Here is a 25761-nt window from a genome sequence, read left to right as displayed (position 1 = left end):
CGTCGGCAGGGCGCCGCCGATTCGTCAGTAGGAGACGCCGTTTCCCCGGCGGGGGAGCGGGACATTCGCCGGTAGGACGCCGCCGTTTCGCCGATAGCGTCGTCGAACTGCTGCTACGATGCCGTCGGTTCGGCCGTGGGCACGTCCACTTCGGCAACTGCCGAACTGCCGGTGGAGTTATTATTACCTCTCCGCTAGACGCTGGCAGTGAGTGTCACCGTCGAGACCAGGTCCGTCGCTCCGGGGAGCGACGAGTATCTCGAGGCCGCCTGGGAGCTCAAAGAGCGCATCCGGCGCTCGGAAGGCGTGCTGAAGCAGCGCCGTGGCTTCTTCGCGGACGCGTTCCGTCGATCTCGGGTCCACGTCCTCCTCGCCGACGAGGAGCTGGTCGGCTTCGCCGCCGTACGTCGCGACGGCTACGTTCTCTTCCTCGCCATCGCGACCGAGTATCGCGGGCAGGGCTTCGGCGAGCGTCTCATCGCTCGCGTCGCCGAGGCGAACGACTCGATCACCTGCCACGCCCGCGCTTCGAACGAGGATGCGCTCGGTTTCTACGAGAGTCTCGGCTTCCAGATCCAGCGCCGGATCGACAACTACTACGAAGACGGTGGCGACGCCTACTATCTCAAACTCGGCGAGGACACCGGATTGACGAGCAAGATTACGGACGCGCTCAGGTAATCGGTTGCGCGGTGGGTCTGGTGGAATTGCTTTTTTCGAGCACCTGGTGCAGCCCGCCCGACAGCAGACCACTTGGAAGCCCCCTCGCGCTCGACCGTCCGCGGCTCGGTGCGGTCCTCGGTCGCTGGCGCTCCCTGCGGTCCTTCCATCGTCGGGGACGGATCGAGCACTCGGCCCCTTCCAGTCCCTCCCGAAGAATGTTCGATCGAGTGTCGCTCTGTGGGGGGTTCTGGCGGTGCTGCAGACCGGATCGACGACCGCAGGACGGCCGGTGGACGATCCATCGCGCTACGTGCGATCCAGAACCCGGGCAGTGTGTGGGTGAGGGCGGACAGGGCTAGCGTTCCCTTCCGTCGGTGGTCGCGGAGCCATTCCACCACACGCCCGTCGATTCATCCCACGCCTACCGTCTGGAACCTTCGGCAGCGTTTTAGGCGCGTCACGCCAACGACGCAAGCGAGATGGAGGAGCGCACCCGCGCATACCTTCGCGGCCGCTTTCGCGACCACTACCGGCGGGTGGAGCTTTCGATGCCGCCCCTTGCAGAGCGCCGGGAGTGGGGCTACATCCCGTGGTCCCGGGGCGGCACGACGATGGTGCGCCACCAGTCGCTCCTCGAGATGGGCGCCGTCGAGAGCTTCCTCGAGCGCGAGCGCCCGCGACACGTCTACTTCTCGGCGGGCGTCTACCACGACCCCGGCGCGGATGCGATGGAGGCGAAGGGCTGGCGAGGCTCGGACCTCGTCTTCGACCTCGACGCCGACCACCTGCCGGGCGTCGATCCCGAGACGACGAGCTACGCCGACATGCTCGCGGAGTGCAAGGGCGCGCTGTTGAAGCTCCTCTCCTTCCTCGAGGAGGACTTCGGCTTCGAGGACCTGACGATCGCATTCTCTGGCGGTCGCGGGTACCACGTTCACGTGCGCGACGATGGCGTGCGGTCGCTGGACCGGGAGGCGCGCCGCGAGATCGTCGACTACGTCCGTGGCGTCAACGTCGACGCCGACAGCGTCGTCGACACGGAGGCCGTCGTCGGCGAGGCCGGCCGCACCTCGCCGGCTGACAAGCGAACGCTCGATACGAGCGGCGGCTGGAGCGCCCGCGTCCACCGTCGCGTGGTGGCACTCGTCGAGGAGCTGGAAGCCGCGGACGATGCGGACGCGAAGGAGCGCCTCCAGTCCTTCGAAGGCATCGGCGAGGGGCGATCCGAAGCGATCGCCAACGCCATCGACGAGAACGCCGACGCGATCCGCGCGGGCAACGTCGACGTCCACGGATCGTTCAAGGGGCTCGTCGAGGCGCTCATCGAGGAGACCGTCACAGCCGACAGCGCACCGATCGACGAGCCGGTGACGACTGACACGCACAGATTGATCCGACTGCCCGGCAGCCTTCACGGCGGCAGCGGCCTCGCCGTCACGCGGATCGACCGCGAGGATCTCGACGCGTTCGACCCGCTCGTCGACGCCGTCCCGGAGACGTTCGCCGACAACGAGATCACCGTCGAGGTGACCGACCTGACGGGCATGATCCCCTTCGACGACGATCAGCAGGGGATCGTCGAGATCGGCGGCGACAGCTTTAGGGTGGGGCCCGGCACACAACTGCTTCCAGAGCCCGTCGCGATCTTCCTGATGACCAGGGATCGCGCGGAGAAGGAGAAGGAATGAACGGAGCTATCGACGATCGAGCGGCGCTCGCTGGGCCGCTCTGGAGGTGCCCGCCGTGAACCTCGACGAGCTGCGCGCAGTGCAGGATCGCGAGCGCGAGAAAGACAGCCTCCAGCACCTGCGGGACTCGTTCTACAGCGAGGTCGGCCAGTACATCGGCGATCTCCGCGCCGAGCGCGAGCGACAGGCCGAGCGCGCGGAGGACCCCTTCGCCGACGCGGAGGTCCGCCGGCTCACCGACGAGATCGAGACTGCCGAGGAGGTCGCCGAATCCATCTACGAGCGCCGGATGGGCAAGGTCGTCAAGACCGCGAGCCTCGCCGCCGCTGGCTACCGCGCCGAGACGGAGGGGCTGACCGCCGAGGAGGACGCCCTCTTCGACGACCTCGTCGATCGGATCGAGGAGAACCAGGAGACGGTTCTCGACGTCCTCTCCGGCGAGGACGGCGCAGGACCGCCCGGCGACGTCGACTCGCCGATGGAGCCACGGGCCGATGAGGGTCCACCCGGCGGTGCCCTTCCGAACGACTCCGACGCTCCGCCGGCACCGCCCAGCCCGCCCGCTGCGGACGCAAGCGGCACCGACGAGGCCTCCTCCACCGATTCCGGGGCCGCCAGTGCGTCCGACGGCTCCGCGGCTGACGCAGACGGCGCCGCTGGCGCCACCGCCACGGACGACGGGTCTGCCATCGATGACGGGGCTGACGACGCCGAAGACGCCGATCGCCCCGCCGCTGAGGCGGTCGCTGCTGCGGCGCCGGACGACGCCGCGAACGGCGACGACGGTAGCGCTCCCAACGCTGAGAGCGCTACTACCGACGGCAGCACGCCCGACGACGGCATCGGCACCGACGCAGCGACGGCGATGGGTTCCCCGGACCGGATCACGGTCCGGATCACCGCCGACGTGGGCGAGATCGTCGGCGTCGACGGCACCGCCTACGACCTCGAGGCCGACGACGTGGTGACGCTGCCGGAGGAGAACGCGATGCCGCTCGTCGAGAAGGACGCCGCGACGCGGGTCGAGTAGCCCGGCCGGGACGGTCGAGCCACTTTTGCGCGCAGGCTCACGAGCGCCGCTGCTCGGTGCGAGCGCGCCGAGTAGCGACCGTCTGCGACCAGTTCGGGGCGCAATTCCCGTCGAAATTGGGTCGGAGTTCGGCGAATCCCTTTTGGGGAGTTCCCGCGAGAGAGCGTATGGATCGAATCACGTCTGGATCCGACCGCCGGCTGGCCGCGGACTGGCTCGCACGGCGCGTCGATCCGCGTCGGAGTATCGCCGGGAAGTTCGTCGCAGCGGCGGTGGCGTTCGTCGCCGTCACTGCGGCCGTCCTGCTCGTCGGCGTCTGGTGGGTGACCACCGAACTCGTCGCGACGGCGGACGCGGCGACGACGGTCTACCGGGGCGCGCTCGTGCTGGGCGCGCTCCTGATCGGGGTACAGGTGGCTGCACTCACACTGATCGGCCGATCGGTGCGCAACGGGCTGCTCGCGCTGGATCGCGACGCCCGCGACGTCGTGGAGGGCCGAGGGTTCGAATCGACGATCGAGCCCGGCCGTGACGACGAGATCGGGCGCGTCCACTGGAGCGTCGCGGAGCTTCGCGACGAGCTCGCGACGCAGGTCGACGCATTGGAATCGCTCAACCGGGATCTCGCCACGGTCGCGACCGACCAGTCCCGAACGCTCGCGGCGGCCGGCGGCGGCGACCTCACCCAGCGGATGGACGAGGAGACCCAGATCCCGCAGTTCGACGCGCTCGCCCGGAACTTCAACGAGATGATGAACCGCACCGAATCGCTCGTCGGTGAGGTTCACGCGTTCAGTCGGACTGTCGCGGATGCGGCAGAGGGCACCGCCGACGGCGTCCACGATGTCCACGACGCAGCCGAGTCCGTAACTGAAGCGACTGACTCCATCGAGGCGGGCACGAACCACCAGCGGACGGTGCTTGGCGACACCGCCGAGGACGTCACCGCGCTGTCGGAAGGAATCCAGTCGATCGCGGCGGAAGCCGACGAGGTCGCCCAGCGCTCCGAGCAGGCCGCCGACGCCGCGGCAGCCGGACGCGTCGCGGCAGAAGAGGGGCTGGCCGAGCTGGAAACGATCGACGAGACGAGCGATCGCGCCGTCGAGGGGATGGACGCACTGACCTCGATCACCGAGGAGGTCGGGGCGATCACGGATCTCATCGGCGACATGGCCGGCCAGACCAACCACATCGCGATCAACGCCCAGATCGAGGCGGCCAACGAGGCCGGCGCGGGTAACGGCGACGCCGCACAGGCGCTCGCCACGCGGATCAAGGAACTCGCGGAGGACACCGACGAGGCAGCCCGGGAGATCGAGGACCGCCTCGAATCGCTCCAGTCCCAGACCGAAGCCGCCGTCGCCGGCATCCAGGAGACCCGCGAGGCGGTCGATCGCGGCACCGAGACGATCGAGGACTCGCTACAGGCGCTGGCGGCGATCGACGAGGCCGCCTCCGAGACCGCAGCCGGCATCGCTGCGATCGACGACGCGACCGACCGCGAAGCGGAGCGCGCCGCTGCCGTCGCCGACCGCGTCGAGGCTCTGGAGGCCATCGGCGCCCGGACGGCCGAGGAGGCCTCTACCGCCGCCACGGCCACTCGCGAGCAACGGTCTTCGCTGGGAACGATCGACCAGCGCGTCCGGCGGCTGGCCGCGGCCGCGGGCGATCTCGACGACCGGCTCTCGACGTTCACGGTTCGCAAACCGGCCTCTGTCCCGGATCGATCCGCAGTCGGTGATCAGCGATGACCGACGAGCTCGGGCCCGCCGCGAACGGCCAGGACGACGTCTCCACCGACGCCGACGCAGAGGACGACTCACAGAATCTCGGTTCGGCCGGCGACCCGCTGGCGGATCTAGCCACCAACGCAGATAGAGCCGAAGACATCCCCGCCGACGGAGACGAGGACGATCTACGTCCCGAGCCGCTCGCGCTCCGGGCGGATCACTCCCCGGAGCAGGTCCTCGCGACCCTGTTCGAGTCGATCGAATCCTGGACTGCTGGTGGGACGGAGAACCGCGGCGAGCGCCGCCGTCGAGCCCTGCAGGGCGCCGTCGGCCCCTACCGGACCGCCTTCGCCCTCTCATCGCCCCGGCTCCGGACGAGCCACGGCGACGTCGTGGCGTTCGCCACCGCGATGGCGGATCCGATCACGCACCCGCTGTTCGACGCGGCAGCGATCGAACGAGGGCCCGCGGAGATCGACGCGGATCGGGCGGTGTTCACGGTGCTCGCGCGACCCGAAGCCGAAACCGGCGAGACAGACGACGCTCCCTCCGCCGACACTGGCGACGCCAGCGCCGATCGAGAGCCCCGAACGTACGATCTGACGCTTCGCCGCCAGTCCGCGGGGAAGTACGAGGGCTGCTGGCTGATCGACGCGATCGAGATGGTCTACGTGGGCGTCAGCCCCAGATTCCGCCGGATGCCGACCGTCAGCTTCGCCGGCGAGACCGTCCGCTGTGAGGACGGCGACCGGCTCCGGGACGCCCTGCTTACCGCGGAGGGCCGGACGCCGCACAACGACGCCGCCCAGATCGCGAACTGCGGGGGTAACGGCCTCTGTGGCACCTGCGCGGTGAGCGTCGAGGGCGAGACCGACGAGCCCGGGCGCCGCGAACGACGCCGGCTCTCGCTGCCGCCCTTCGACGGCGAGGACGATCTCCGGCTCTCCTGTCAGACCTGCGTCCGCGGCGACGTCGAGGTCCAGAAACACGACGGGCTCTGGGGACAGCACACCGCCAAACTCGACGAGCAGGAAGCAGGAGCGGATTCGGTGGATCCGGCCCCCGCTGCCGATCCGACGTCAGATTCGGCTACCGCTTCGGCTGCTGATTCAGCTGCTGATCCCGCTACCGATTCCGCCGCCGACCCGGCTACCGACGAGGAGCCAGGGGGCGAGTCGATCACAGTGACTGCCGCGGAGTTCGGCGGGAGCTACGAGTACGAGGCGGAGCTGGCCGATCCAGATGCGGACGACGGACGTGGTTCGTCGGGTGATCGCCGATGAGCCAGCGAGGAACTGTCGACGCGAGCCTGCACGAGGGCATCGGGACGAACGGGTTTCTCGCGATCGGCGCCGTCGCCGGTGCGATCGGCTGGGGCGGCACGGAGCTGATCCACCGACGGCCCGCGCTCGCGCTCGATACGCTCGGGATGGACGCGCTGCAGGCCGTCGTCGGTCTCTGGGTCGTCCTGACGCTCGGGATGGCCGCGATCGGGCTGACGTTGGCATCCCGGGCAGTTCGGCTGAGCCCGCCGCTGTGGCTGTGGTCGATCCTCGTCGCCGCGGCGATCGCGATCGACGTCGCGGCGCTCGAGGGGCTGATCGCCAGAGAGCACCTCCGGTACGTGCTCTGGCAGCCGTGGCTGCTGGTCTTCGCGATCGGCTACGGCGTCACGGGAATCGTCGCCTCGGGGCGGAACCGTCGCGCGTACCTCGCCGGGAGCGTCGCGGCTGCCGGCGCCTTCCTGCTGGCGATCCTCTTCACGGCCACGATCGAGCCGCACGCCTTCGTCCTGCTGGGCGTGCTCCACGCCGGACCGCTGCTCGCAGACGCGTACGCGTCGCCGGCCATCACAGGCCACACCGGCGCGGAGGTGGTGGAGTCGTGAGCTCCCAGATCGATCCTGATCGGCGGACGCTCCTCGCCGGCGCGGGTGCCGCGATCGCGAGTCTCGCGGGTTGTCTCGACAACCCCTGGGAGCCAGGCGCGAGCGAGGAGCCGACGGGCGACGCTGGCCCGGCGGACAGCGATGGGACGGACGCGTCCGGAGATGGTGGATCGGGCACCGACGACGCGGACGGTGGAAGCGGTACTGATGGCGGTGGTGGCACGGACGGCGGTGCTGGCGAGGATGGCGGTAGCGACGCAGATGACGGTAGCGCCGGTGGTGACGGCACGAGCGACGGGCCCACGGCGCCGCCCGAGCCAGATATCGTGGTCGAGGTCGCGGCGGAGTCCTTCCAGTTCACGCCCGAGCAGTTCGAGATCACGGCGGGCCAGACCGTGCGGTGGGTCTGGAAATCCGGCGGCCACAACGTCCGCCCGGACTCGATCCCCGAGGGGTCGGACTGGACCGGCACCGACGGCGGCGACTCGGACACCTACCCCGAGGGCCACGAGCTGATCTCGACGTTCGAGACGCCCGGCGAGTACGACTACTACTGCGCGCCACACCGATCGCTGGGGCTCGTAGGCTCGTTCACCGTCGTCGAAGAGTGACGGCCAGCCGGGGTCCGGGCCACGTTACTGACCGACCGCCATCGGCTGTTTTTCGACCCGTAGAACCCTGCGCCTGCTCGCGACCGCTCCGGGCTAAGCGGTCCATAACTATGCCCGGTTCGGGATACCGCCCGGTAGATACTCCGATGCGCGCACGACACCGACCGAGTCTAGCGATCGCCCGGGGAACCGTCTGCGACGACCAGGTCATTCACGGCGACCAGTTCCTCAGCAGTACTCTCGACCGATGAGTGGCAGACCGAGTCCCCAGACCGACGTGAACGAGTCGGACGACGCCGATCGGACGGCGGAGTCCGGCGGAAACGCGTTCGTTCTCGGACTCGACGGCGTCCCATGGGATCTCCTCAGCAAGTGGGCTGCGGCGGGCGAGCTACCGAACGTCGCTCGGCTGTTCGAGGAGGGCGCCGCCGGGCCGATGGAGAGCACGACGCCCGCGACGACGCCGCTCGCGTGGCCGTCGATCGCCACCGGCGTCGGTCCCGACAAACACGGCATCTACGGCTGGCGCGACCTCTCGTCGTCCTACAGCCACCGGATGTACACCGGGAACGACGTCTCCGGGCCGTTTCTCTGGGATCTCCTCTCGCCGGCCGTCGTCGGCAACGTCCCGATGACCTACCCGGCTCGGGAGATCGACGGCAGCATGGTCGCGGGCCTGATGACGCCCGATACCGACGACGAGGGGTTCACCGCGCCACCCGAGCTCGCCGACGAGATCGACGACGCGATTCCGGACTACCAGATCGGGCTCTACTGGGAGGAGTACGACGGCGCGACGCCCGAGTTCCGGACCGATCTGCAGTCGCTCGTGGAGAACCGCCGCGCGCTGATGCGGACGCTGATCGACCGCGAGCCCTGGAAATTGTTCTTCTTCGTCTACACGGCTCCCGACCGGCTCCAGCATCTCGTCTGGGACGAGTCCGTCCTCCTCGACCACTACCGATATCTCGACGAGATCGTCGGCGAGGCGATGGCGCAGGCCGAGGCCAACGACGCGACGCTTTACGTCGTCTCCGACCACGGGTTCGGTCCCGTCGAGACGACGGTGGCGCCGAATCGGGCGCTCGCCGACGCGGGGCTTCTCGAGGGCGTGTCGAGTTCGGGCACGCGGCGCACCTTCGAAGGCCTCGGCATCGACCGCGACCGGGTGCTTGGCGCGCTCGATCGCGTCGGCGTCGACCAGAAGACGATTCTCTCGCACCTGCCGCGATCCCTCGTCGATCGCGTCGCGAGCCAGCTGCCCGGCGACGACGTGCTCTACGACGTCGACTTTTCGGCGACGCAGGCGTTCGTCCACGGCCCCGGCAACGTCTACGTCAACGACACCGAGCGCTTCGACTCGGGAATCGTCCCGCCCGAGGAGGTCTCCGAGGTCACAGACGCCGTCGCGAACGTCCTCCGGTCGATCACCGATCCGGCGACCGGCGAGGGCGTGCTCGAGGTCGTGGATGGCGACGAACTGTTCCCGGCCGATCCCGACTCGCCAGACCTCGCGATCGAGGGACACGATGGCTACGAGGCCGTCAACAGCTGGCGCGGGCGCGGCGTCCTCTCCGAGGCTGGGACGATGGCAGCGGGCCACCGCATGGACGGCGTCCTGCTCGCCTGGGGCGATTCGATCGAAGCGGGTGCGGCCCCGACGGACGCAACCGTCTACGATCTCGCACCGACACTGCTACACGATCTCGGCGAGCCGGTCCCCGATCGCGTCGACGGCCGGGTGCTCACGGAGCTGTTTGCGCCTGGAACTGTGCCGGCAGAGACGGCGGTCCGTACGGCAGCCGATGCCGAGGCTGGGAACGCCCCAGCGACTGCGGATGGCGCGGACTCCGCCGACGATATGGGGTCCGTCGAGGAGCGACTCCGCGGGCTCGGCTACATGGAATGAGTGAGTGAGGACTCGGGGAGTCAGAATGCGTAGAATGAGCGCGTGAGCAAGCGGAGAAATGCGGGGCGTGTGCGGATCGCGCCCCAGCGTGGAGACACGTGGAGAACGGATCACGATGAGGCTCTCCGCCGCGATGGCGGCAGCCTACAGGTCGACCGACGAGCCGTTGACGGTGACCGAGAGATCGCCAGAGGACTCGAAGCTCGTAATCTCGCCAGCGAACTCGAAGCTATCCGTTCCGCCGACGACGTAGCCGCTCGCCGTGGTGCCGGAGACGGATTCTTCGCTGTTGGCGCGATCGCCTTTCGCGACCGCCTCGCTGACGGTGAAGGAGTACTCGACCGGGCTGTCGATGCTGCCACCGGAGAGCCTGATGGAGTTCGTCAGCTCGGGCGCCGTGTCCTCGTCTGTGCTGTCGTCGCTACTGCCGTCGCCGAAGGACGACGGATCGACGGACTCGCCGTCGATTGTGAGCGAGACGTCCCCGGAAGCGGTGAAGCTGGTCACCTCGCCAGCGAACTCGAAGCTGTCCGTTCCGCCGACGACGTAGCCACTCGCTGTGGTGCCGGAGATGGACTCTTCGCTGTTGGCGCGATCGCCTTTCGCGACGGCCTCGCTGACGGTGACGGAGTATTCGACGGTGTTCGACGCGCTCCCGCCCGAGACGGTGAGCGATCGGGAGTGGTCGGGGGCATCGTCGGTGCCATCGTCGGGTTCGCTGTCGTAATCGGCGGGATCGACGGTCTGTCCGTCGACAGTCAGCGAGACGGTATCCGAGGCGTCGAAGCTCGTGATCTCGCCGGCGAACTCGAAGCTGTCCGTTCCACCGATGACGTAGCCGTGGCCTGTGGTGCCGGAGACGGACTCCTCGCTGTTCGCGCGATCGCCTTTCGCGATCGCCTCGGTGACGGTGACGGTGTACTCGACGGTGTTCGAAGCGCTGCCACCCGAGACGGTCAGTCGTCGAGAGAGGTCGGGCCCATCGTCCGTCGAATCGCCGGAGCCGTCGCCGAGTTCGGCGGGATCGACCGTCGAGCCGTTGACGGTGACGGTGGGGTCACCGGTCGTCGAGAAACTCGTCACCTCGCCGGCGAACTCGTAGTCGTCCGTCCCACCGACGACCAGCCCGTCCGCGTCGGTGCCCGAGACGGTGTCTTCGCTATTGGCGTTCGCGCCCTCGGCCAGCGCGTCGCTCACGGAGAAGGCGTACTCGGTCGGGCTGTCGATGCTCCCGCCGGTGATCGAGAGTCCGTTCGGGAGCGGTTCCTCAGTCCCCGAACTGTCCTCCGAGTCGTCGCCGAGTGCCGCCTGATCGACCGCCTCGCCATCGACGGTGACCGTGAGGTCGGCCGTCGCGTCGAAGCTCGTGATCTCGCCGGCGAACTCGAAGCTGTCCGTCCCGCCGATGAGGTAGCCGCTCGCGGTGGTGTCGGAAACGGACTCTTCGCTGTTGGCGCGCTCGCCTTTCGCGACGGCCTCGCTCACGGAGAATGTGTACTCGACAGTCTCCTCTTGAGAGCCTCCGGAGAGCGTGATCGAGCGAGAGAGGACAGGCTCCTCCTCTTCGCTCGTCTCCTCGCCGTCGTCGGTTCGGTAGGAGCCGTCGCTCGCCAGCTCGTTGGGGTCGACGGCCTGCCCGTCGATGCTGACGGTCACGTCGCCGTCAGCGGCGAAATCCGTCACCGTCTCCGTGAACCGGAAGCTGTCGGAGCCACCCGCGAGCTTGCCCGTCGCCGTCGAGCCGGAGACAGTGTCCTCGTCGTTGGCGTCCGCGCCGAGTTCGACGGTGTCGCTGACCTCGAACGCGTACGTGACGACGTTGGAGCCGCTGCCGCCGGTGATCGTGATGACGCTACCGTCGCTACCGCTGTCCAGATTTCCCGAACCACCGGACCCGGAGTCACCGGATCCGTCGCCCGCGGTTCCGTTCGCAGCAGATTTCGGATCTGCGGGACAGCCACTCGGCAGCGAGAGGTCGGGGTTCGATCCCGTTCCGGACTCGTTGACGTTGCCGCCGACGGTCCCGCGGACCTCACAGTCCACGAGATCGATGCCCGCCTCGCTCGCCCAGACTGCGTTTGCCTGGCAAGGACCCGAGTAGTCCCACGGTGCCTCGCAGGTGTTCTCCTCGCGAATGTCGATGTCGCAGTTCTCGACGAGCGTGGTCGAGCCGCTGTAGCTCGTCCAGATGCCACGGGAGGTGACCGCCTGTTCGACGCCGCCGAACGTCCGGGGCAGGTAGACGACCTCGTTGGTGTTCGTCACGACGCAGTTGCGGATCGTGACGTTCCCAGCGGGCCGGATGTGGGCCGAGGAGGAGTTCTCGAAGTAGGAGTTCTCGATCGTCATCGAGCCCCCGGTTCCCTCGCGGCCGAACCCGGAGACGTAGAAACACGTCGTCGAGAAGCCGCCGCAGTTGAAGTTCCGCACGTCGATGTGCCCCTCGTGATTGGTCGCGGTGACCAGCGCGGACTTGTCGACGCCGGGCGCGAGCCCATCGCCGAGATAGACGTTCTCGATCAGTCCGGTGCCGCCGGCGCTGGCGTCGCAGGTGAACACGGAGTTGTAGCCACCTTCCTGCTCGGCGGTGTCGCCACCGGGGCTGTCGTCGCCGATGTCGATCGCACCGCGAATTGCGACGTTCCGAATCTCCCAGCCGTCGCCGTCGGCGCCGATGTGTACGTCCGCACGGTTCGCGCTCACGTCGATCAGAACGTTCTCGAGCGTGTCGCCGCTGCCGAGGCTCACCGTGTAGGCCTCGTCTTCGCCGACCTCGATCAGCTCGTAGGACTCCGCGGCGCCAGCCGTCGCCGTAGCGCCGAGCCCCACGACGGCCGCTGCGGTGCCGCCGAGCAGTTTCATCGCGTTGCGACGGTCGATCAGGGTCGACTCTTCGATGTCAGGCTCGGTAGGGTCGTCTTTCCGCTCGGTATCCTCCCCCGCTCCCCCAGCAGTTTGTTCCTCGCTCGTAGTAGGGTCGCCGGTATCGCCACCGTTCGAATCTGGCCTTCGTGCCATGGCCCGGTAGGACGCTGTTACTCTCTTAATCGTTCTCACCAGAACGGCCTGCCGTTGGCTGGTTTGCACGCCTCCTACGGCCGGATACGTACCAGTCGCTGTCCAGCTGTTGGGACGCAGCCGTTCGTTGATGGTACGTCGGGCTTAATTCCTCGCTCCAGCGGGCCTACGGAACCGGTCATCCCACCGGTTTTGCGGTCAGCATCGAGATGGTCGGCCTCGATAGTCTGGCCGCGTTGGCCGACCATACCCCCAGTAATCGGGGCATACCGCTCTCGTTGAGGTAGCTACAGGCACGATGCACGCGTCACGCCTGCTGGGCGCGCGACGGCGGCGTGAACCGGGATCCGCTGGCCGCCACCACTGCGGATCTCCGAAGAACAGTCCCAGCCGCCCCGGTACGCCGATCCTACGGGCCGAACACGCGCGTCGTTACAAAGGCGAACTGCTTCGTGGGGCCCCGTAGCTCATGCCAGGACTCAGCGTTGCGCTCGGTGACGCCGGCGCAATCGAGGGAGCGGTCGCTGGTTCGCTCGATACCACGGAGTGGTTCGATCACTATCACGCCGAGCAGTTCGACGTCACGTCGCCGGGGCCTCCCGCTGGCTCCGGGGACGGCGATCACGCGTCGCAGAACGGCGCCCATCCGTCCCAGAGCGGCACGCAAGCTGCAGACTCCGCCTCGGATGTCATTCTCGGTACGACCGGCTACGAGGGGTATCCGATCCACCGGGTCGACACCGATCACGGAACTGTCGTTCTCGAGGGCCGGCTCTACGACGTCGATGCGGATCTCGACGACCAGCTCGAGGACGTCGCCGCGCTGATCGCTGCCGACGACACCGACGGGCTCCGCGAGTGGATCGCAGCCCGCGACGGTGACTTCCTGATCGCTGTCGTGCACGGCGAGCAGGTCTCGCTCGTCAGCGACGCCTTCGCACGCCTGCCGGCCTACTGTGCGACGATCGACGGAACGGTTGTCTGCTCGCGCGAACTCGCCTTCGTCCGTGAGTTCGCCCGCCGCCGCGACGCATCCCTCTCGCTCGATCGGCTCGCTGTCGGACAGCTCCTCGCCTTCGGCTACCCGCTTGGCACCAGGACGCCGTTCGCAGGCGTCCGATCGATCCCACCGGGGTCGCTGGTCCGGCTTCGGGCCGATCCCGACGAGCCCGAGTCGGCCGATTCCGTTCCAGGGACTGCAGCGGATCTCCCTGGCGTGGAGATCGACTCCCTCTACGAGCACGATTTCGAGACGTGTGCGCACGCCGATCGGAGCGTCGCGGACAACGCCGACGAGCTGGTCGATCGCATCAGGACGGCGTGCCGACGACGGGCCGATCCGGATCGCCAGACCGTCGTCTCGCTCAGCGGCGGGCTCGATTCGCGGACGGTTGCGGCCGCGTACGCGACCGGCAGCGCCCCGACCAAAGCCGCCACCTTCCAGCGTCGCGGCGATCGGAACTCCCCGGAGGTCGCGGCCGCGGGTGCCGTCGCTGCCCACCTCGACCTCGACTGGACGCTCCACGAGATCGACTCCTCGCCGGAGCGCCGCGAGACGCTCCTCGCGACCAAGCAGGGGATGAACTACCTCGGCATGGCTTTCATCCTCGATTTCTTCGAGCAGCTCCGAGATCGCCACGGCACGACGACCTACGTCACCGGCGACGGCGGCGACAAACTCCTCGTCGGGCTCGAGCCGGCGTCGGAGTTCGACTCGACAGCCGCCCTGGTCGAGCACGTGATCGACGCGAACAGCCGTCTGCCGCTCTCGGACGCGGCCGCGATCGCGAACGTCGATCCCGACGCCATCCGCGCCGCCGTCGCCGAGCGGCTCGACAGCTACCCCGAGGCCGATCGCTCGCGGCGCTACGTCCACTTTTTGATCAGAGAGCGCGGGATCAACTTCCTGCTCCACGGCGAGGACCGGAACCGCTACTACGCATGGAGCGTCTCGCCGTTCTACGCCCTCCCCGTCTTCGAGTACGCGATGAACTGCCCGGACGATCAGAAGGCGTACCGACGGCTGCAGTCCGCGATTCTGGACCGCCTCGATCCCGGCCTGGTTGACCTGCCCTACCCCAACTACGGGGCGCCGATCTCCACCCGCCGCTATCGTGCGAAGCAGTTCGTCTTCGACGCGCTCGAACGGTACCCCGGAGTACGAGACCGCGTCGTCGATCTCGTGACCAGCGACACCGCGGACGCACGGTCGGTCGCCGACGCGATCCGCGCGGATCTCCCGCGGCTGACGGCCGCCGGTCTCTCCGCAGAAGCGACAACGGACGTGATCTCGGACCCGGGAGCGTACGACGCCGGCCAGCTCGAGTATCTGGCGACCGTCACGAGTCTCGCGAGCACGCTGGGGCAGGGAGGTGACGTCGAGCGTCCCGCTCGCGCTCCGTCAAGGGGTGCTCACGGCGGTGAATCAGGTGCTCCCGGTGCTGGCACCAGCGCCACCACTCAGGCTGACGCTACACCGGACGGAGCCGGGCCCACGGGGCCGGGCCTCGACGACGCAACAGAGAGCACCGAACCCGCGGGATCGGATGGATCAAGCGTACGAGTCGAACGATGACTGACGACGCCCGCACGGACCGCGACGGCGACGACGCTGCCAGCGACCGCGGAGCTCCACGACCCCCGGCCACGCCAGCCAAGAGCGATTCCAGCCGATCGGAGAACGGGTCGAGCCGCTCGAACCCCGTCACGCGTCGCCTGGATCGGCGGACTCTCCTCCGACTCGGTGCAGTGGGCGCCGCGACGGCGATCGCGGGCTGTTCGGGTGGCGACTCCGACGGCGACGACGCAGATCCGACCAACGAGACCGACGGCGAACCGGGAACGGACCCCGAGTCGATTCCATACACCGAGGAGTACGGCACCGTCGTCGACGTGGTCGCGGACGGCGGCGCCGATCCGACGGCCGAGGCGTCGATCGTCCCGATGCTCGAGGAGCATGCCGGCGACGACACGCTGTTGTACTTCCCCCCGGGCGAGTATCTGCTCGACGACCTCTGGGAGCTACCGTCGTTCGAACATCTCGGCGTCGTTGGCCAGAACGCGACGATCGTCCCGAAAGAGGGAGACTTCGGCTACCTCTTCGTCTTCGGACTCCCGAACCACGACGCGTCGGATCTCCTGTTCGAGGGACTGACGTTCGACTGTACCGCAGAGGACACCGCACCGCGACCGATCCAGGCCCAGATCGAGGACGGGCTGACCGTGCGAGACGTGTCGGTGAAGGGAATCGGTGGAACCGCGCGATTCGACGTGACCGATCCGGAGGGAAGCGGCGTCGTCAGCAATCTGCGAATGCCCGACGGCGGCCGCGAGCCCAACCCCGTGGGCGTCCTCGTCGGTCCGGCGAACCAGGGGAGCCTCCGCTTCGAGAACTGCGAGGTCTCGGGATTCCCCGGCAACGGCCTCTACGCCTCGCCCTCGAACGGGCCGATCGAAGTCGTCGGAGGCCTTTACGAGAACAACGGCATCGCCAGCGTCCGCGTCAGCAGCCCCGCGACGGTTCGTGACGTGACCGTTCGCTGTACGCGCTCTCCCCAGGGATTTCGAAATATGCGCGGAATCAGGCTGCGCCACGGCGAGTCGATCCTCGTCGAGAACTGCACGATCGAGATGAGCGATCTCACCTACACCGACGGCGGGCTCGTCATCGAGCCGATGATGGAGTCGGCGACGATTCGGGACGTCGACATCGAGTGTTCCGTCGACGACTACCCCGCCGTCCACGTCAAGACTGCCCAGCACGACGCGACCGACACGTCGATCGATTTCGAGCGCGTGCGCGTGACCGGCAGCTCCAGCGAGGGTGCCGCCGTCCAGATCTCCGATCGGGGGAACTGCCATCTCGACGAGCTCCACGTCCAGCAGTCCGGATCGAACAGGGACGGCATCTATCTCGTTCGCCTGACCGACTCGACGCTCAGGGACTCCGAGATCGACGTCACCGGCGACCCGCTCGTGCTCGACGACTCCCAGCTCACGCGAACGAACAACCGCCTCTGACGGGCGCGGAGTCCGATGGCGTCGCGATGTGGGTCTGCGGCGTTGACGCTGGGCACGGCGAGACGCCACTACTGGGCAACTCACCGCGGAAATACGATCTGCCTACTCCCGTAGCACGGCTATAACAATGGCTGACTACCGGACACGTCTCCGTTACATGACTGCCGCGGCGCCTCGTCCGACGACGGATTCGGCTCTGCAGCCACCGCTCCGGAGTGAGCCCGACGCGTGACCACCACGCGAGAACAGCACCTGACGACGCTGCTCACGGGCGCGGGACTCGTCACGATCGGGAAACTCGTCGGCTCGTTGACGACGCTGGGCGAGCGCGTGATCATCGGACGGGTGCTCTCGCCGGACGCCTACGGCGAGGTGTCCGTCGGACTCGCGCTGCTGGCGTTCGCGACGACGGCCTCGCTCGTCGGCTTCTCACAGGGCGTTCCGCGGTACGTCTCGCGGTTCGACGACGAGGCCGACCGGCGTGGCGTCTGGCTCGGCGGACTGGTGGTGACTGGCGTCGTCGCGCTCGCGCTGACGGCACTCTTGCTCGTGAACGTCGAGTTCCTGACAGAGACGCTGCTCTCCCGCGCCGACTCGCCGCGGATGCTCGCGCTGTTCGTGCTCGCACTGCCCTTCGTCGTCGGGATGAAGATCACCGTCGCCGCGATCCGCGGCCACAACAACGCCATCTATCGGATCTACGCCCAGGATCTGGCATACCCGCTGACGCGGCTCGTCCTCCTCGTCGCGCTCCTCTACGTCGGACTGGACGTCCTCGCTGCCGGCTACGCCTACCTCGTGGCCGCGGGGCTGTCCTTCGTCGTCGCGCTCCTCCTGCTCCACCGGCTGACCGCGCTGCGCGGGCGCATTCGGACGCACGTCCGCGAGGTGGGTCGGTTCTCGCTCCCGGTCGTCGTTTCCGGCGTCCTGACGGTCCTCCTGACGCGGACGGACACGCTCATGCTCTCCTACTTTCGGGACACCTACGAGGTCGGCCAGTACGCCGCGGCGTACCCGATCGCGAACGGCCTGATCATCGTGATCTCCTCCTTCGGCTTCCTCTACCTCCCGCTGGCCTCCCGGCTCGACGCCGACGACGAACACGAGGAGATCGACTCGATCTACACGACCACGACGAAGTGGATCTACCTCGTGACGTTCCCGGCGTTGTTGACGTTCGTTCTGTTCGCCGACGACGTGGTCGCGATCGTCTTCGGCGGCGCGTACAGCGAGGCCCCGATCGCGCTGGCGATCCTCTCGGTTGGCTTCTTCACGAACGCGATCGGCGGCCGGAACCGCGAGACTATCTCGGCGCTCGGCGTAACGACGTACCTACTCGTCGTCAACGGCGCTGCCTTCGGGATCAACGTGGTCCTCAATCTCTGGCTCATCCCGCCCTACGGGCTCGTCGGGGCAGCCATCGCCTCGGCGACGGCCTACGGCGTCCTCAATCTCACTGCCTGCCTCATCCTCTGGCACCGCTGGGACATCACGCCGCTCTCGCGGTGGTCGGTCCGAACGTTCCTCGTGCTCCCGATCGCGCTCGTCCCACCGGCGTACCTGGCCTCCCAGTATCTCTCGCTGTCGATCTTCACGCTCTTGCCGTGGCTCGTGATCGTCGGCTTGCTGAGCATCGCTGTCGTCGCCGTGACGGGCTGTCTCCAGGCAGACGATCGGATCGTCGTCGAGTTCGCGGAGAACGCACTGGGCGTGCGGATTCCGCTGATCCGACGGTTCCTTCCGCCGGAGGGGCAAGACTGAGCGAAAAGACCGAAGTGCTGTGCTGTGCTGTGCTGAGGGCGTTCGCTGTGCGGAGCGTGCTGTGGGGTGCGGTAGCTGTTCGGCGGGGTAGCTGTGCAGAGCGGAGCCGTGCAGGGGCGTAGCTGTGCAAAGCGGGGCTGTGCAGTGGCGTAGCTGTGCAGAGCGGAGGTGTGCGGTAGCGGAAAGAAGTAGCGGTGACGGCCGTCGCGGGACGGCCTTTTTCATGAACGTTTTTGCGAGGCGGGGTCGCCGCGCGACCCCGCCTCGGAAAAAGGTTCTATTGGAACGTTCTGCTCGGCTCGCCGCCGGCAGGCTCGGGCTCGTCGCGATCGAACTGCTGTTCGATCTCGTCGTAGCGCTCGCGGACGTCCTTGGTCACGCTGGGGTTGACCTCTTCGAGAGCGTGCTCGAAGTGCTCCTTGCTGATCCGGACGTTGCCGACCGATTCGGCGATCTCGTCCTTCTGGACGGAGCGGACGAACTCGCGGCTGGCAGCCATCGCGGCCTCGCGGGTGACGGCCTCGATGTCGGCGCCGACGTAGCCCTCGGTCTCGCGGGCGAGCCAGTTGAGGTCGATCCCGTCCGCCAGGGGTTTGTCCTGGGTGTGGACCTGGAAGATCTTCCGGCGGGCCTCCTCGTCAGGCACGGGCACGTGGACGTGACGGTCCAGGCGACCGGGTCGGAGCAGGGCGTTGTCGATGAGGTCGGGGCGGTTCGTCGTCGCGATGACGACGACGTCCTCCATGGCCTCGACGCCGTCCAGCTCGGTCAGGAGCTGGGAGACGACGCGCTCGCCGACCTGCGAATCGCCGGACGACTGCCCGCGTTCGCCGGCCATGGCGTCGATCTCGTCGAAGAACACCACGGTCGGGGCGTTCTCGCGGGCCTTGCTGAACACTTCGCGGACGCCCTTCTCGGACTCTCCGACGAACTTGTTCAGCAGCTCGGGCCCCTTCACCGAGATGAAGTTGGACTGGGCCTCGTTGGCGATGGCCTTGGCGAGCAGCGTCTTCCCGGTGCCCGGCGGGCCGTACATGAGGACCCCCTTCGCGGCCTCCATGTCCAGCTCCTCGAAGACCTCGGGGTACTCGAGTGGCCACTGGATCGTCTCGCGGAGCCGTTCCTTGGTGTCCTCGAGTCCGCCGACGTCCTCCCACGTGACGTCGGGGACCTCGACGAAGACCTCGCGGAGCGCGGAGGGCTCGATACCCTTCTGGGCCTCGCGGAAGTCGCGTTCGCTGACCTGCAGCGAGTCGAGCACTTCGGCGTCGATCTCTTCCTCCTCGAGGTCGATCTCGGGGCGGATGCGCCGGAGCGCGTTCATCGCGGCCTCCTTGGTCAGCGATTCGAGGTCCGCGCCGACGAACCCGTGCGTGCTCTCTGCGTACTCGTCGAGGTCGATTCCGTCCGCGAGGGGCATCCCGCGGGTGTGGACCTGCAGGATCTCCCGGCGTCCCTCGCGGTCCGGGACGCCGACCTCGATCTCGCGGTCGAAGCGTCCGCCGCGGCGGAGCGCGGGGTCGATGTCGTCGACGCGGTTCGTCGCGGCGATGACGGTGACCTGGCCGCGGTCCTCGAGGCCGTCCATCAGGGAGAGGAGCTGCGCGACGACGCGGCGTTCCACGTCGCCCTGGGCCTCACCGCGCTTGGGCGCGATGGAGTCCAGTTCATCGATGAAGATGATCGCCGGCTCGTTCTCCTGGGCATCCTCGAAGATGTCCCGGAGCTGCTCCTCGCTCTCGCCGTAGTACTTCGACATGATCTCGGGGCCCGAGATCGTCTGGAAGTGGGCGTCGATCTCGCTGGCGACCGCGCGGGCCATCAGCGTCTTGCCGGTCCCCGGCGGGCCGTGCAGCAATACGCCCTTCGGAGGATCGATGCCGAGCTGGCGGAACAGCTCGGGGTGGCGCATCGGCAGCTCGATCATCTCGCGGACCTGCTCGAGCTCGCCGTCGAGACCACCGATGTCCTCGTACGTGATGTCCGGGACGCCCTCGTGGGCGCCGTCGCCGGACTCGGTGATCTGCTCGGCGGGCGTCTCGCTCACCACGACCTCCGTCGAGTCGGTGATGACGACCGTGCCGGTGGGCTGGGTCTCGGCGACCTTCACCGGGACGGCCTGGCTGGAGTCCGACAGCGGGCCGAACGACAGCGGGAACGGAACGGTCTGGCCCTCGGCGACGGCGCGGCCGCTGAGCTTGTCGCGCACGAGTGGGCCGATGTTACCGCGAATGCGGAGGTTCTGCGGGAGCGCAACGGTGACCGATTCGGCGGGCTGGACGTCCGCGGCCTCGACGCTCACGCGGTCGTCGACGCTAACGCCGGCCTGCTTGCGGATCCGGCCGTCGACGCGCACGACGCCCTTGCCCCGATCCTCGGGGTAGCCGGGCCAGACGCGGGCGACGGCCTTGCCCTCGCCCGGGCCCTCGAGGAGTACGTAATCGCCGTTCTCTACCTCGAGCTCCTGCATCGAAGCGCGATCGACCGCGGCGAGTCCGCGGCCGGCGTCCTTCTGCTTGAGGGGTTTGACAGTCAGTCTCATTCTTCGTCCTCCTCCAATTCAATCGTTAGCACGCCATTCTGCATAAACGCTCGTGCAGCGGGCTCGGGGAGGTCGATATCGGTCTGTTCCTCGCCGTGCATGACGATCGCGGTGTCGCCGACCACGTCCACCGACGCGTCGCTCGCGTCGAGGCCGAAGTCCGCGACCACGGTCTGTCCGCCGTCCCGACGGACGGAGCGGATCGACTGATCGTCGTCTGCGGTGAACTGTTGTAATTCCATTCGACTAACCCTACGTAAGTGCGATTAGTATTTAAAGTTGTCGCTGAACTAATCCGGGTATGGCGACCGATTCCACGGCTTGTCCTTGGTTTGCGGTGGATTTGTAGTTCACGGAGTTCTGCCGCGGCGATTGCGAGTGAGCGTTCCGTCGAGCTTCCCCTCTTGAGTGCCGGATCGTACGGTCGCTCCTGTCCGAGCAGCCCGTCGCCTCACGGAGTGCAGTACCGGCGATCCGCGTTCCGCCACTCGTCGCACTCTCCTGGCGAACGACCGAAAAATGAGTTCTCGGGGCCGCTACGACCGGTCGATTGCGTCGATCGCTGGCGTCATTCCTCCTCGGTGTCTTGACTCTCCTCGTCCTCCTGGCTCTCTCCGTTCTCCGCTTCGTCCTCCTCACCGTCTTCCATCTCGCCCATGTCGTCGGATGGCAGCTGGAGGGTCATCGTGGCGTCCTCCGTCAGCAGCACCTCGAACGGCGTATCGGCGGGCGCCTCGTCGGGGTTCAGGTAGCCGACGGCCCACGCCGTGTACGCGGTCTCACCGTGGAGGGACACGTCGACGGTGGTGACGATCGAGCCGTTGTTGTCCTCCGTCGCCGCCCTGATCTCGGCCGTGTAGTTCCCCGCGGGGACGGTCACGTAGTCGGAGGCGTTCTGGAAGGTCACGTCGTCCGCGAGCACGACGCTCCCGTTCCCGGCGGTCACGTCCACGGCGGGCGCGTCGGGCGCGAGGTGCGCGATGCTGATGGCGCTTTCATTCTCCGCGGGCGTGAACGCCGAGTCCTCGAAGAGCACCGGCTCGAACGTCGTGTCGGCGTCCTCGCTGATCTCGCCGCTGGCGGCGAGCGACGTCACCGAGCGGGGTTCGAAGGTGACGGCATCGTCGAACACGACGGTATCGGGGTCGTCGGCCGCGGCGATCGTGACGTTGTAGGTGCCCGCCTCCACGGTCAGGTACTCGCTGACGTCACCGAAGGAGACGTTCGACAACACCGTCTCGTTATTCACCAACACGTCGACTGCCGGCGCATCCGGCGAGGCGTGAACCGCCCTGACGTAAGCCGATTGCTGTAGATCTGTCTCGTTCGCGCTGTCGGTCTGGTTCTGCATCTCGCCATCGTCCTGGGCGTCGATCGCAGCGACGCCGCCCACCGCCAGGGCAGCACCGACCAGCGCGATCGCGAGCAGTACCACGGTCACCGTGTTTGGTCTCGAAGACAACACACTCCAGCAGTTTGTGCGTACACGTCTTTGTTATATTCTGATACGTGTGAGGAACGGTCGCTCAAATGCGACTAAGCAAAACATATCTTACACATCTTCAGTCACCGACTGTGGTCGAATCGAAGCCAGTATGGCCAGCTTGGATGAACGAAATAGTCCGCTGCACCTGACGTCTCGTCTCGTCTCGTCGCTCGAAGCGTGGGGCGTGGACTCTCTTCGATCGCTGTTCTCGTTGTCCGCTGGCGAGGCTCCGTCGATCCGTGCTGTGCTGCGCCGTCTTCTTCTCTCATATCCTCCCTCCTCCTCACTCGTCCCCTCCTACCCCCTCCTTCCACTCCTTTCGCATTCTCTCTCATCCGCTCCTTTCACCCCTGCCTCTCTTACACACTCTCCCGCGATCTCCGCCAGGCCGGTCGGCCTCACGAGCCTGTCCGTACGTGGATCGATTTATCCCGGCGGGCCCCTACTGTTCGAGTATGCAAACGGTTCGCCACCAGGGTCGGTCCACGGCCTACCGACTCTCCGACCACGGCGGCTCCGAGTCGCCGGTCCTGCTCGTCCACGGTAGCGGCGGCTGCCACGCCATCTGGCGGTCCCAGTTCCGGCTCGCCGACGATCGGCCGGTCGTCGCGCTCGATCTCAGCGGGCACGGCGAATCGGACGACGTCGACGCTGATTCGGGCTACGAAACCCTCGCCGCCTACGCGGACGACGTCGTCGCCGTCGCCGAGGCGACGGACGCCAGCATCGTCGCGGGCAACTCCCTCGGTGGCGCCGTTGCACTCCACGTCGCCCTCGAGCGCACCGACGAGCTCTCACTCGACGGCCTCGTGCTCGCGGGCACCGGCGCCCGCCTCGCCGTTCTGGAGTCGCTTCGCGAGTGGCTCGCCGACGACTTCGATCGCGCGATCGAGTTTCTCCACGCCCCCGGCCGGCTGTTCGCGGATCCCGATCCAGAACTCGTCGAGGCCTCGGAGTCAGTCATGCGCGAGACGGGCCGCGCGGTCACCGAGCGCGATTTCCTGACCTGCCACGCGTTCGACGTGCGGGATCGCCTCGGCGAGATCGACGTGCCCACGCTCGCAATCGTCGGCGAGAATGACCAGCTTACGCCGCCGCGCTATCACGAGTTCCTGGCGAGCGAGCTACCCGACGCCGCGCTCGCGATCGTCGACGACGCCGCACACATGGCGATGCTCGAACAGCCCGACGCGTTCAACTCCGCGCTGGGTCGGTTCACCGGCGACCTGGATCTGTAGGAGCTCGTGTACCGGCGATGGTCTGGCGTCCCGAGCGAGGTGCTCGGGTAGCTTTTTGGACCCCGAGTGACTGCCTCCGTCTATGTACACGATCCGCGAGTATCTCGCGATCGCGCTCGCCGCATTCCTCGGCCTCGCGCTCCTCCTCAAGCCCGAGGCCGTCCTCCGCCTCCAGTGGTTCATGTTCGATCCGACTTCTGGCCGCCACGGCGAGTGGGGCGAGGGCGATCGGATCCACGAGCTCCCCGACTGGACCCACTGGGTCGTCCGGCTGGCCGGCGTCGTCGTCCTCGCGATCGGGGCGGCGATCGCGGCGATGCCGCACCTGTAGTCGCGACGATCCGCCGAGAGACGATTCCTTTTGGTCGCGGCCCCGCAGAGTGCGAGTATGGACCAGCGCCTCCGCGCCGGCCTCGCCGTCTACAACGCCGGCGAGTACCACGCCGCCCACGACGCCTGGGAGGCCCACTGGCTCGACCTCGAGACGGGCACCGCCGACGAGCGGCTGCTCCACGGACTGATCCAGTACACCGCGGCCGTCCACCACGCGACGAACCGGAACTGGGCCGGCGCGGTGGGGCTGGCCGAGAGCGGATCGGCCTACCTCGCCGAGGTTCCCGCGGACTACCGCGGCGTCGACGTCGCGAGAGCGCGGGAGTACCTCGGCCTGCTCGCCGCCGATCCCGAGCGGATCGAACGCGCTCCGGCCTGGCCGCTGGCGATCGACGGCGACGTGATTTCGGTCGGCGAGCTGTCGGCGGCGGAACTGGGGATCGCGGCGGCGACGGTCGCGGAAGACTACGGCTTCGAGGTGTCGGTGTGCGAGCGGGCTGCGGAGCGGCTCGCGGAGGGGACTACCGAGAACGAGGGCCGGTTCCGGGCGCTGCTGGCGGATCTCGTCACGTCGGGTGCCTCGCGGGGGATCGTCCTCCAGCGGCTGGCGGAGCACCTTGAGCGGGAGGAGGCGCGGGACCGGGACGTCGAGGGGCTGTTCGAGGGGAGCTAGAGGGCGATAGCGAACGTCAGTACCAATAGCAAGTGTACCGAGATGCCCAGCAGGTGCTGATTGGTTCGTCGGTGCTGCCGTTCGGTCTTGACCCTGTGCGCCATCGCCATCCCGTCCGCAGTTAGTCCGAAGTCGTCGAGGGTGTCGTCCGACACGTTCCCCGCAGCGAGCCCAAGATCGCAGAGCACGTCCAGTGCGTCGCGTATCGCTTCGCGTGTGAGGTCCGCCTCCCCGGCGATGCGCTCGACGCTGAGCCCCACGGCGTAGGCGTGCTCGGATTCGCCGCTGGAAGCGACCGGCCGCTCCCGGTCCAGCTGCAGCTCGTAGATCGCTTCGAGGGCGTCCACCCACGCCGCCCGCTCCTCCGGCAGTGGAAGGATCATGCTTCTATCCAGCTCCTGCCGCGCCAAAAAATCCAGTCCTCTCGTTCGTACTTCGGGCCGCTCGTACGCGAGGGGCCATACCGTTATCCATCGGTGCGCCGTACGCTCCGTATGGATCCCTCCATCTCGCTGGTCACGCTCGGCGTCACGGACCTCGAGGAATCGATCCGGTTCTACCGCGACGGGCTCGGACTGCCGATGCAGGACCGCGAGCCCGACGCCGACGTCGCCTTCTTCGAACTGGAGGGCACCTGGCTCTCGCTCTATCCTCGCGAGCTGCTCGCGGAGGACGCCATCGTCCCCGACGACGGCTCGGGCTTCGCCGGCGTGACGATCGCGCACAACGTCGAAACGAAGGCTGCAGTGGACGACGTGCTGGAGGAAGCGGCCGAGGCCGGCGGCGAGCTCGTCAAGCCAGCAGCGGACACGTTCTGGGGCGGGTACTCCGGGTACTTCGCGGATCCGGACGGCCATCTGTGGGAGGTCGCGTATCCGCAACTGACCGACGAGAACTGATCGGTGCGGCGGTCCCGGGGGGAGCCGTGTCGATGGCCAACGTCGTCACCATCGTGCTTCGAATCGGTAGCAAGCGCCAACTGCGCCGCGGCCCTCTGACCGACCGTGAACGTCCTCATCCGCATCGTCTGGTTCATGTTGATCGGGTGGTGGCTGGCCGCGCTCTGGTTCGCGGCGTCGCTGATCTTGATGCTGAGCATTATCTTCTTCCCGATCGGCGCGTACGCCGCGACCAAGACCTGGAACGTGATGACGCTGGGCGGGTGAGCCTA

21 protein-coding genes are annotated in these 25761 nt (G+C 67.7%); 16 read left to right on the top strand and 5 right to left on the bottom strand.

The window, feature by feature from the left end:
* Window positions 1-207 precede the first annotated feature (207 nt).
* The 8 genes from MXF70_RS02275 to MXF70_RS02240 all read left to right on the top strand — a co-directional run bounded on the left by MXF70_RS02275 (window position 208) and on the right by MXF70_RS02240 (window position 9519).
* Window positions 208-681 carry a GNAT family N-acetyltransferase gene (locus MXF70_RS02275; RefSeq protein ID WP_248517024.1) on the top strand — a complete coding sequence of 158 codons (474 nt, stop codon included), beginning with the start codon at window positions 208-210 and terminating at the stop codon, window positions 679-681.
* Between the two features lie 461 nt (window positions 682-1142).
* The gene (priS, locus tag MXF70_RS02270) at window positions 1143-2351 is read left to right on the top strand and encodes a DNA primase small subunit PriS (RefSeq protein ID WP_248517022.1); all 1209 of its coding nucleotides are present in this window, start codon (window positions 1143-1145) and stop codon (window positions 2349-2351) included.
* Between the two features lie 55 nt (window positions 2352-2406).
* Window positions 2407-3381, top strand: coding sequence for a DNA replication complex subunit Gins51 (locus MXF70_RS02265; RefSeq protein WP_248517021.1), 975 nt, complete (start codon window positions 2407-2409; stop codon window positions 3379-3381).
* 167 nt (window positions 3382-3548) lie between these two features.
* On the top strand, window positions 3549-5132 hold the full coding sequence (locus MXF70_RS02260; protein ID WP_248517019.1) for a methyl-accepting chemotaxis protein: 1584 nt from the start codon (window positions 3549-3551) through the stop codon (window positions 5130-5132).
* Window positions 5129-6394 (top strand): 2Fe-2S iron-sulfur cluster-binding protein, encoded by a 1266-nt coding sequence (locus MXF70_RS15190; protein ID WP_259370385.1) that lies wholly within the window; start codon window positions 5129-5131, stop codon window positions 6392-6394. The genes MXF70_RS02260 and MXF70_RS15190 overlap by 4 nt, the downstream gene beginning before the upstream one ends.
* Window positions 6391-6999 carry a hypothetical protein gene (locus MXF70_RS02250; RefSeq protein ID WP_248517018.1) on the top strand — a complete coding sequence of 203 codons (609 nt, stop codon included), beginning with the start codon at window positions 6391-6393 and terminating at the stop codon, window positions 6997-6999. The genes MXF70_RS15190 and MXF70_RS02250 overlap by 4 nt, the downstream gene beginning before the upstream one ends.
* Window positions 6996-7610, top strand: a complete 615-nt coding sequence (locus MXF70_RS02245) for a plastocyanin/azurin family copper-binding protein (protein ID WP_248517016.1) — start codon at window positions 6996-6998, stop codon at window positions 7608-7610. The genes MXF70_RS02250 and MXF70_RS02245 overlap by 4 nt, the downstream gene beginning before the upstream one ends.
* Before the next feature lie 277 nt (window positions 7611-7887).
* Window positions 7888-9519, top strand: coding sequence for an alkaline phosphatase family protein (locus tag MXF70_RS02240; protein WP_248517015.1), 1632 nt, complete (start codon window positions 7888-7890; stop codon window positions 9517-9519).
* 144 nt (window positions 9520-9663) lie between these two features.
* On the opposite strand, the gene MXF70_RS02235 is transcribed toward MXF70_RS02240, so the two are convergent.
* Window positions 9664-12537 carry an autotransporter outer membrane beta-barrel domain-containing protein gene (locus MXF70_RS02235; protein ID WP_248517013.1) on the bottom strand — a complete coding sequence of 958 codons (2874 nt, stop codon included), beginning with the start codon at window positions 12535-12537 and terminating at the stop codon, window positions 9664-9666.
* Window positions 12538-13006: 469 nt separating this feature from the next.
* Between MXF70_RS02235 and MXF70_RS02230 the strand changes: the two genes are divergently transcribed.
* The 3 genes from MXF70_RS02230 (at window position 13007) to MXF70_RS02220 (ending at window position 18318) form a co-directional block, all read left to right on the top strand.
* Window positions 13007-15112, top strand: coding sequence for an asparagine synthase-related protein (locus MXF70_RS02230; protein WP_248517011.1), 2106 nt, complete (start codon window positions 13007-13009; stop codon window positions 15110-15112).
* A complete protein-coding gene (locus tag MXF70_RS02225) occupies window positions 15109-16557 on the top strand; it encodes a right-handed parallel beta-helix repeat-containing protein (RefSeq protein WP_248517009.1) in 1449 nt (482 codons plus the stop codon). Before MXF70_RS02230 ends, MXF70_RS02225 begins: the two co-directional genes overlap by 4 nt.
* 228 nt (window positions 16558-16785) lie before the next feature.
* Window positions 16786-18318, top strand: coding sequence for a flippase (locus MXF70_RS02220; RefSeq protein ID WP_248517007.1), 1533 nt, complete (start codon window positions 16786-16788; stop codon window positions 18316-18318).
* Window positions 18319-18595: 277 nt separating this feature from the next.
* Here the strand turns inward: MXF70_RS02220 and MXF70_RS02215 are convergent, their stop codons facing one another.
* The 3 genes from MXF70_RS02215 to MXF70_RS02205 all read right to left on the bottom strand — a co-directional run bounded on the left by MXF70_RS02215 (window position 18596) and on the right by MXF70_RS02205 (window position 22295).
* Complete coding sequence (locus tag MXF70_RS02215; RefSeq protein WP_248517006.1) at window positions 18596-20860, bottom strand: CDC48 family AAA ATPase; 2265 nt, start codon at window positions 20858-20860, stop codon at window positions 18596-18598.
* Window positions 20857-21102, bottom strand: a complete 246-nt coding sequence (locus MXF70_RS02210) for a DUF7127 family protein (RefSeq protein WP_248517004.1) — start codon at window positions 21100-21102, stop codon at window positions 20857-20859. The genes MXF70_RS02215 and MXF70_RS02210 overlap by 4 nt, the downstream gene beginning before the upstream one ends.
* Window positions 21103-21428: 326 nt before the next feature.
* Window positions 21429-22295: a DUF4397 domain-containing protein gene (locus MXF70_RS02205; RefSeq protein WP_248517002.1), complete on the bottom strand. Its 867-nt coding sequence runs from the start codon at window positions 22293-22295 to the stop codon at window positions 21429-21431.
* 506 nt (window positions 22296-22801) lie between these two features.
* Between MXF70_RS02205 and MXF70_RS02200 the strand changes: the two genes are divergently transcribed.
* The 3 genes from MXF70_RS02200 (at window position 22802) to MXF70_RS02190 (ending at window position 24590) form a co-directional block, all read left to right on the top strand.
* Window positions 22802-23584, top strand: coding sequence for an alpha/beta fold hydrolase (locus MXF70_RS02200; RefSeq protein ID WP_248517001.1), 783 nt, complete (start codon window positions 22802-22804; stop codon window positions 23582-23584).
* Window positions 23585-23666: 82 nt separating this feature from the next.
* Window positions 23667-23915: a DUF6199 family natural product biosynthesis protein gene (locus MXF70_RS02195; protein WP_248517000.1), complete on the top strand. Its 249-nt coding sequence runs from the start codon at window positions 23667-23669 to the stop codon at window positions 23913-23915.
* Between the two features lie 57 nt (window positions 23916-23972).
* Entirely contained in the window at window positions 23973-24590 is a 618-nt protein-coding gene (locus MXF70_RS02190) for a DUF309 domain-containing protein (RefSeq protein WP_248516999.1), read from the top strand.
* Here MXF70_RS02190 and MXF70_RS02185 read toward each other — a convergent pair.
* Window positions 24587-24973 carry a hypothetical protein gene (locus tag MXF70_RS02185; protein WP_248516997.1) on the bottom strand — a complete coding sequence of 129 codons (387 nt, stop codon included), beginning with the start codon at window positions 24971-24973 and terminating at the stop codon, window positions 24587-24589. The genes MXF70_RS02190 and MXF70_RS02185 overlap by 4 nt on opposite strands.
* Window positions 24974-25084: 111 nt before the next feature.
* On the opposite strand from MXF70_RS02185, the gene MXF70_RS02180 reads away from it, so the two are divergent.
* Window positions 25085-25489, top strand: a complete 405-nt coding sequence (locus MXF70_RS02180; RefSeq protein ID WP_248516995.1) for a VOC family protein — start codon at window positions 25085-25087, stop codon at window positions 25487-25489.
* 105 nt (window positions 25490-25594) lie between these two features.
* Window positions 25595-25756 carry a YccF domain-containing protein gene (locus MXF70_RS02175; protein ID WP_248516994.1) on the top strand — a complete coding sequence of 54 codons (162 nt, stop codon included), beginning with the start codon at window positions 25595-25597 and terminating at the stop codon, window positions 25754-25756.
* Window positions 25757-25761: the final 5 nt, after the last annotated feature.

It is taken from the genome of Salinarchaeum laminariae (assembly GCF_023204835.1).
Lineage (GTDB): Archaea > Halobacteriota > Halobacteria > Halobacteriales > Salinarchaeaceae > Salinarchaeum > Salinarchaeum laminariae.
Note: the sequence above shows the minus strand (reverse complement) of the source record. Positions and strands in the feature narration are given on the sequence as shown.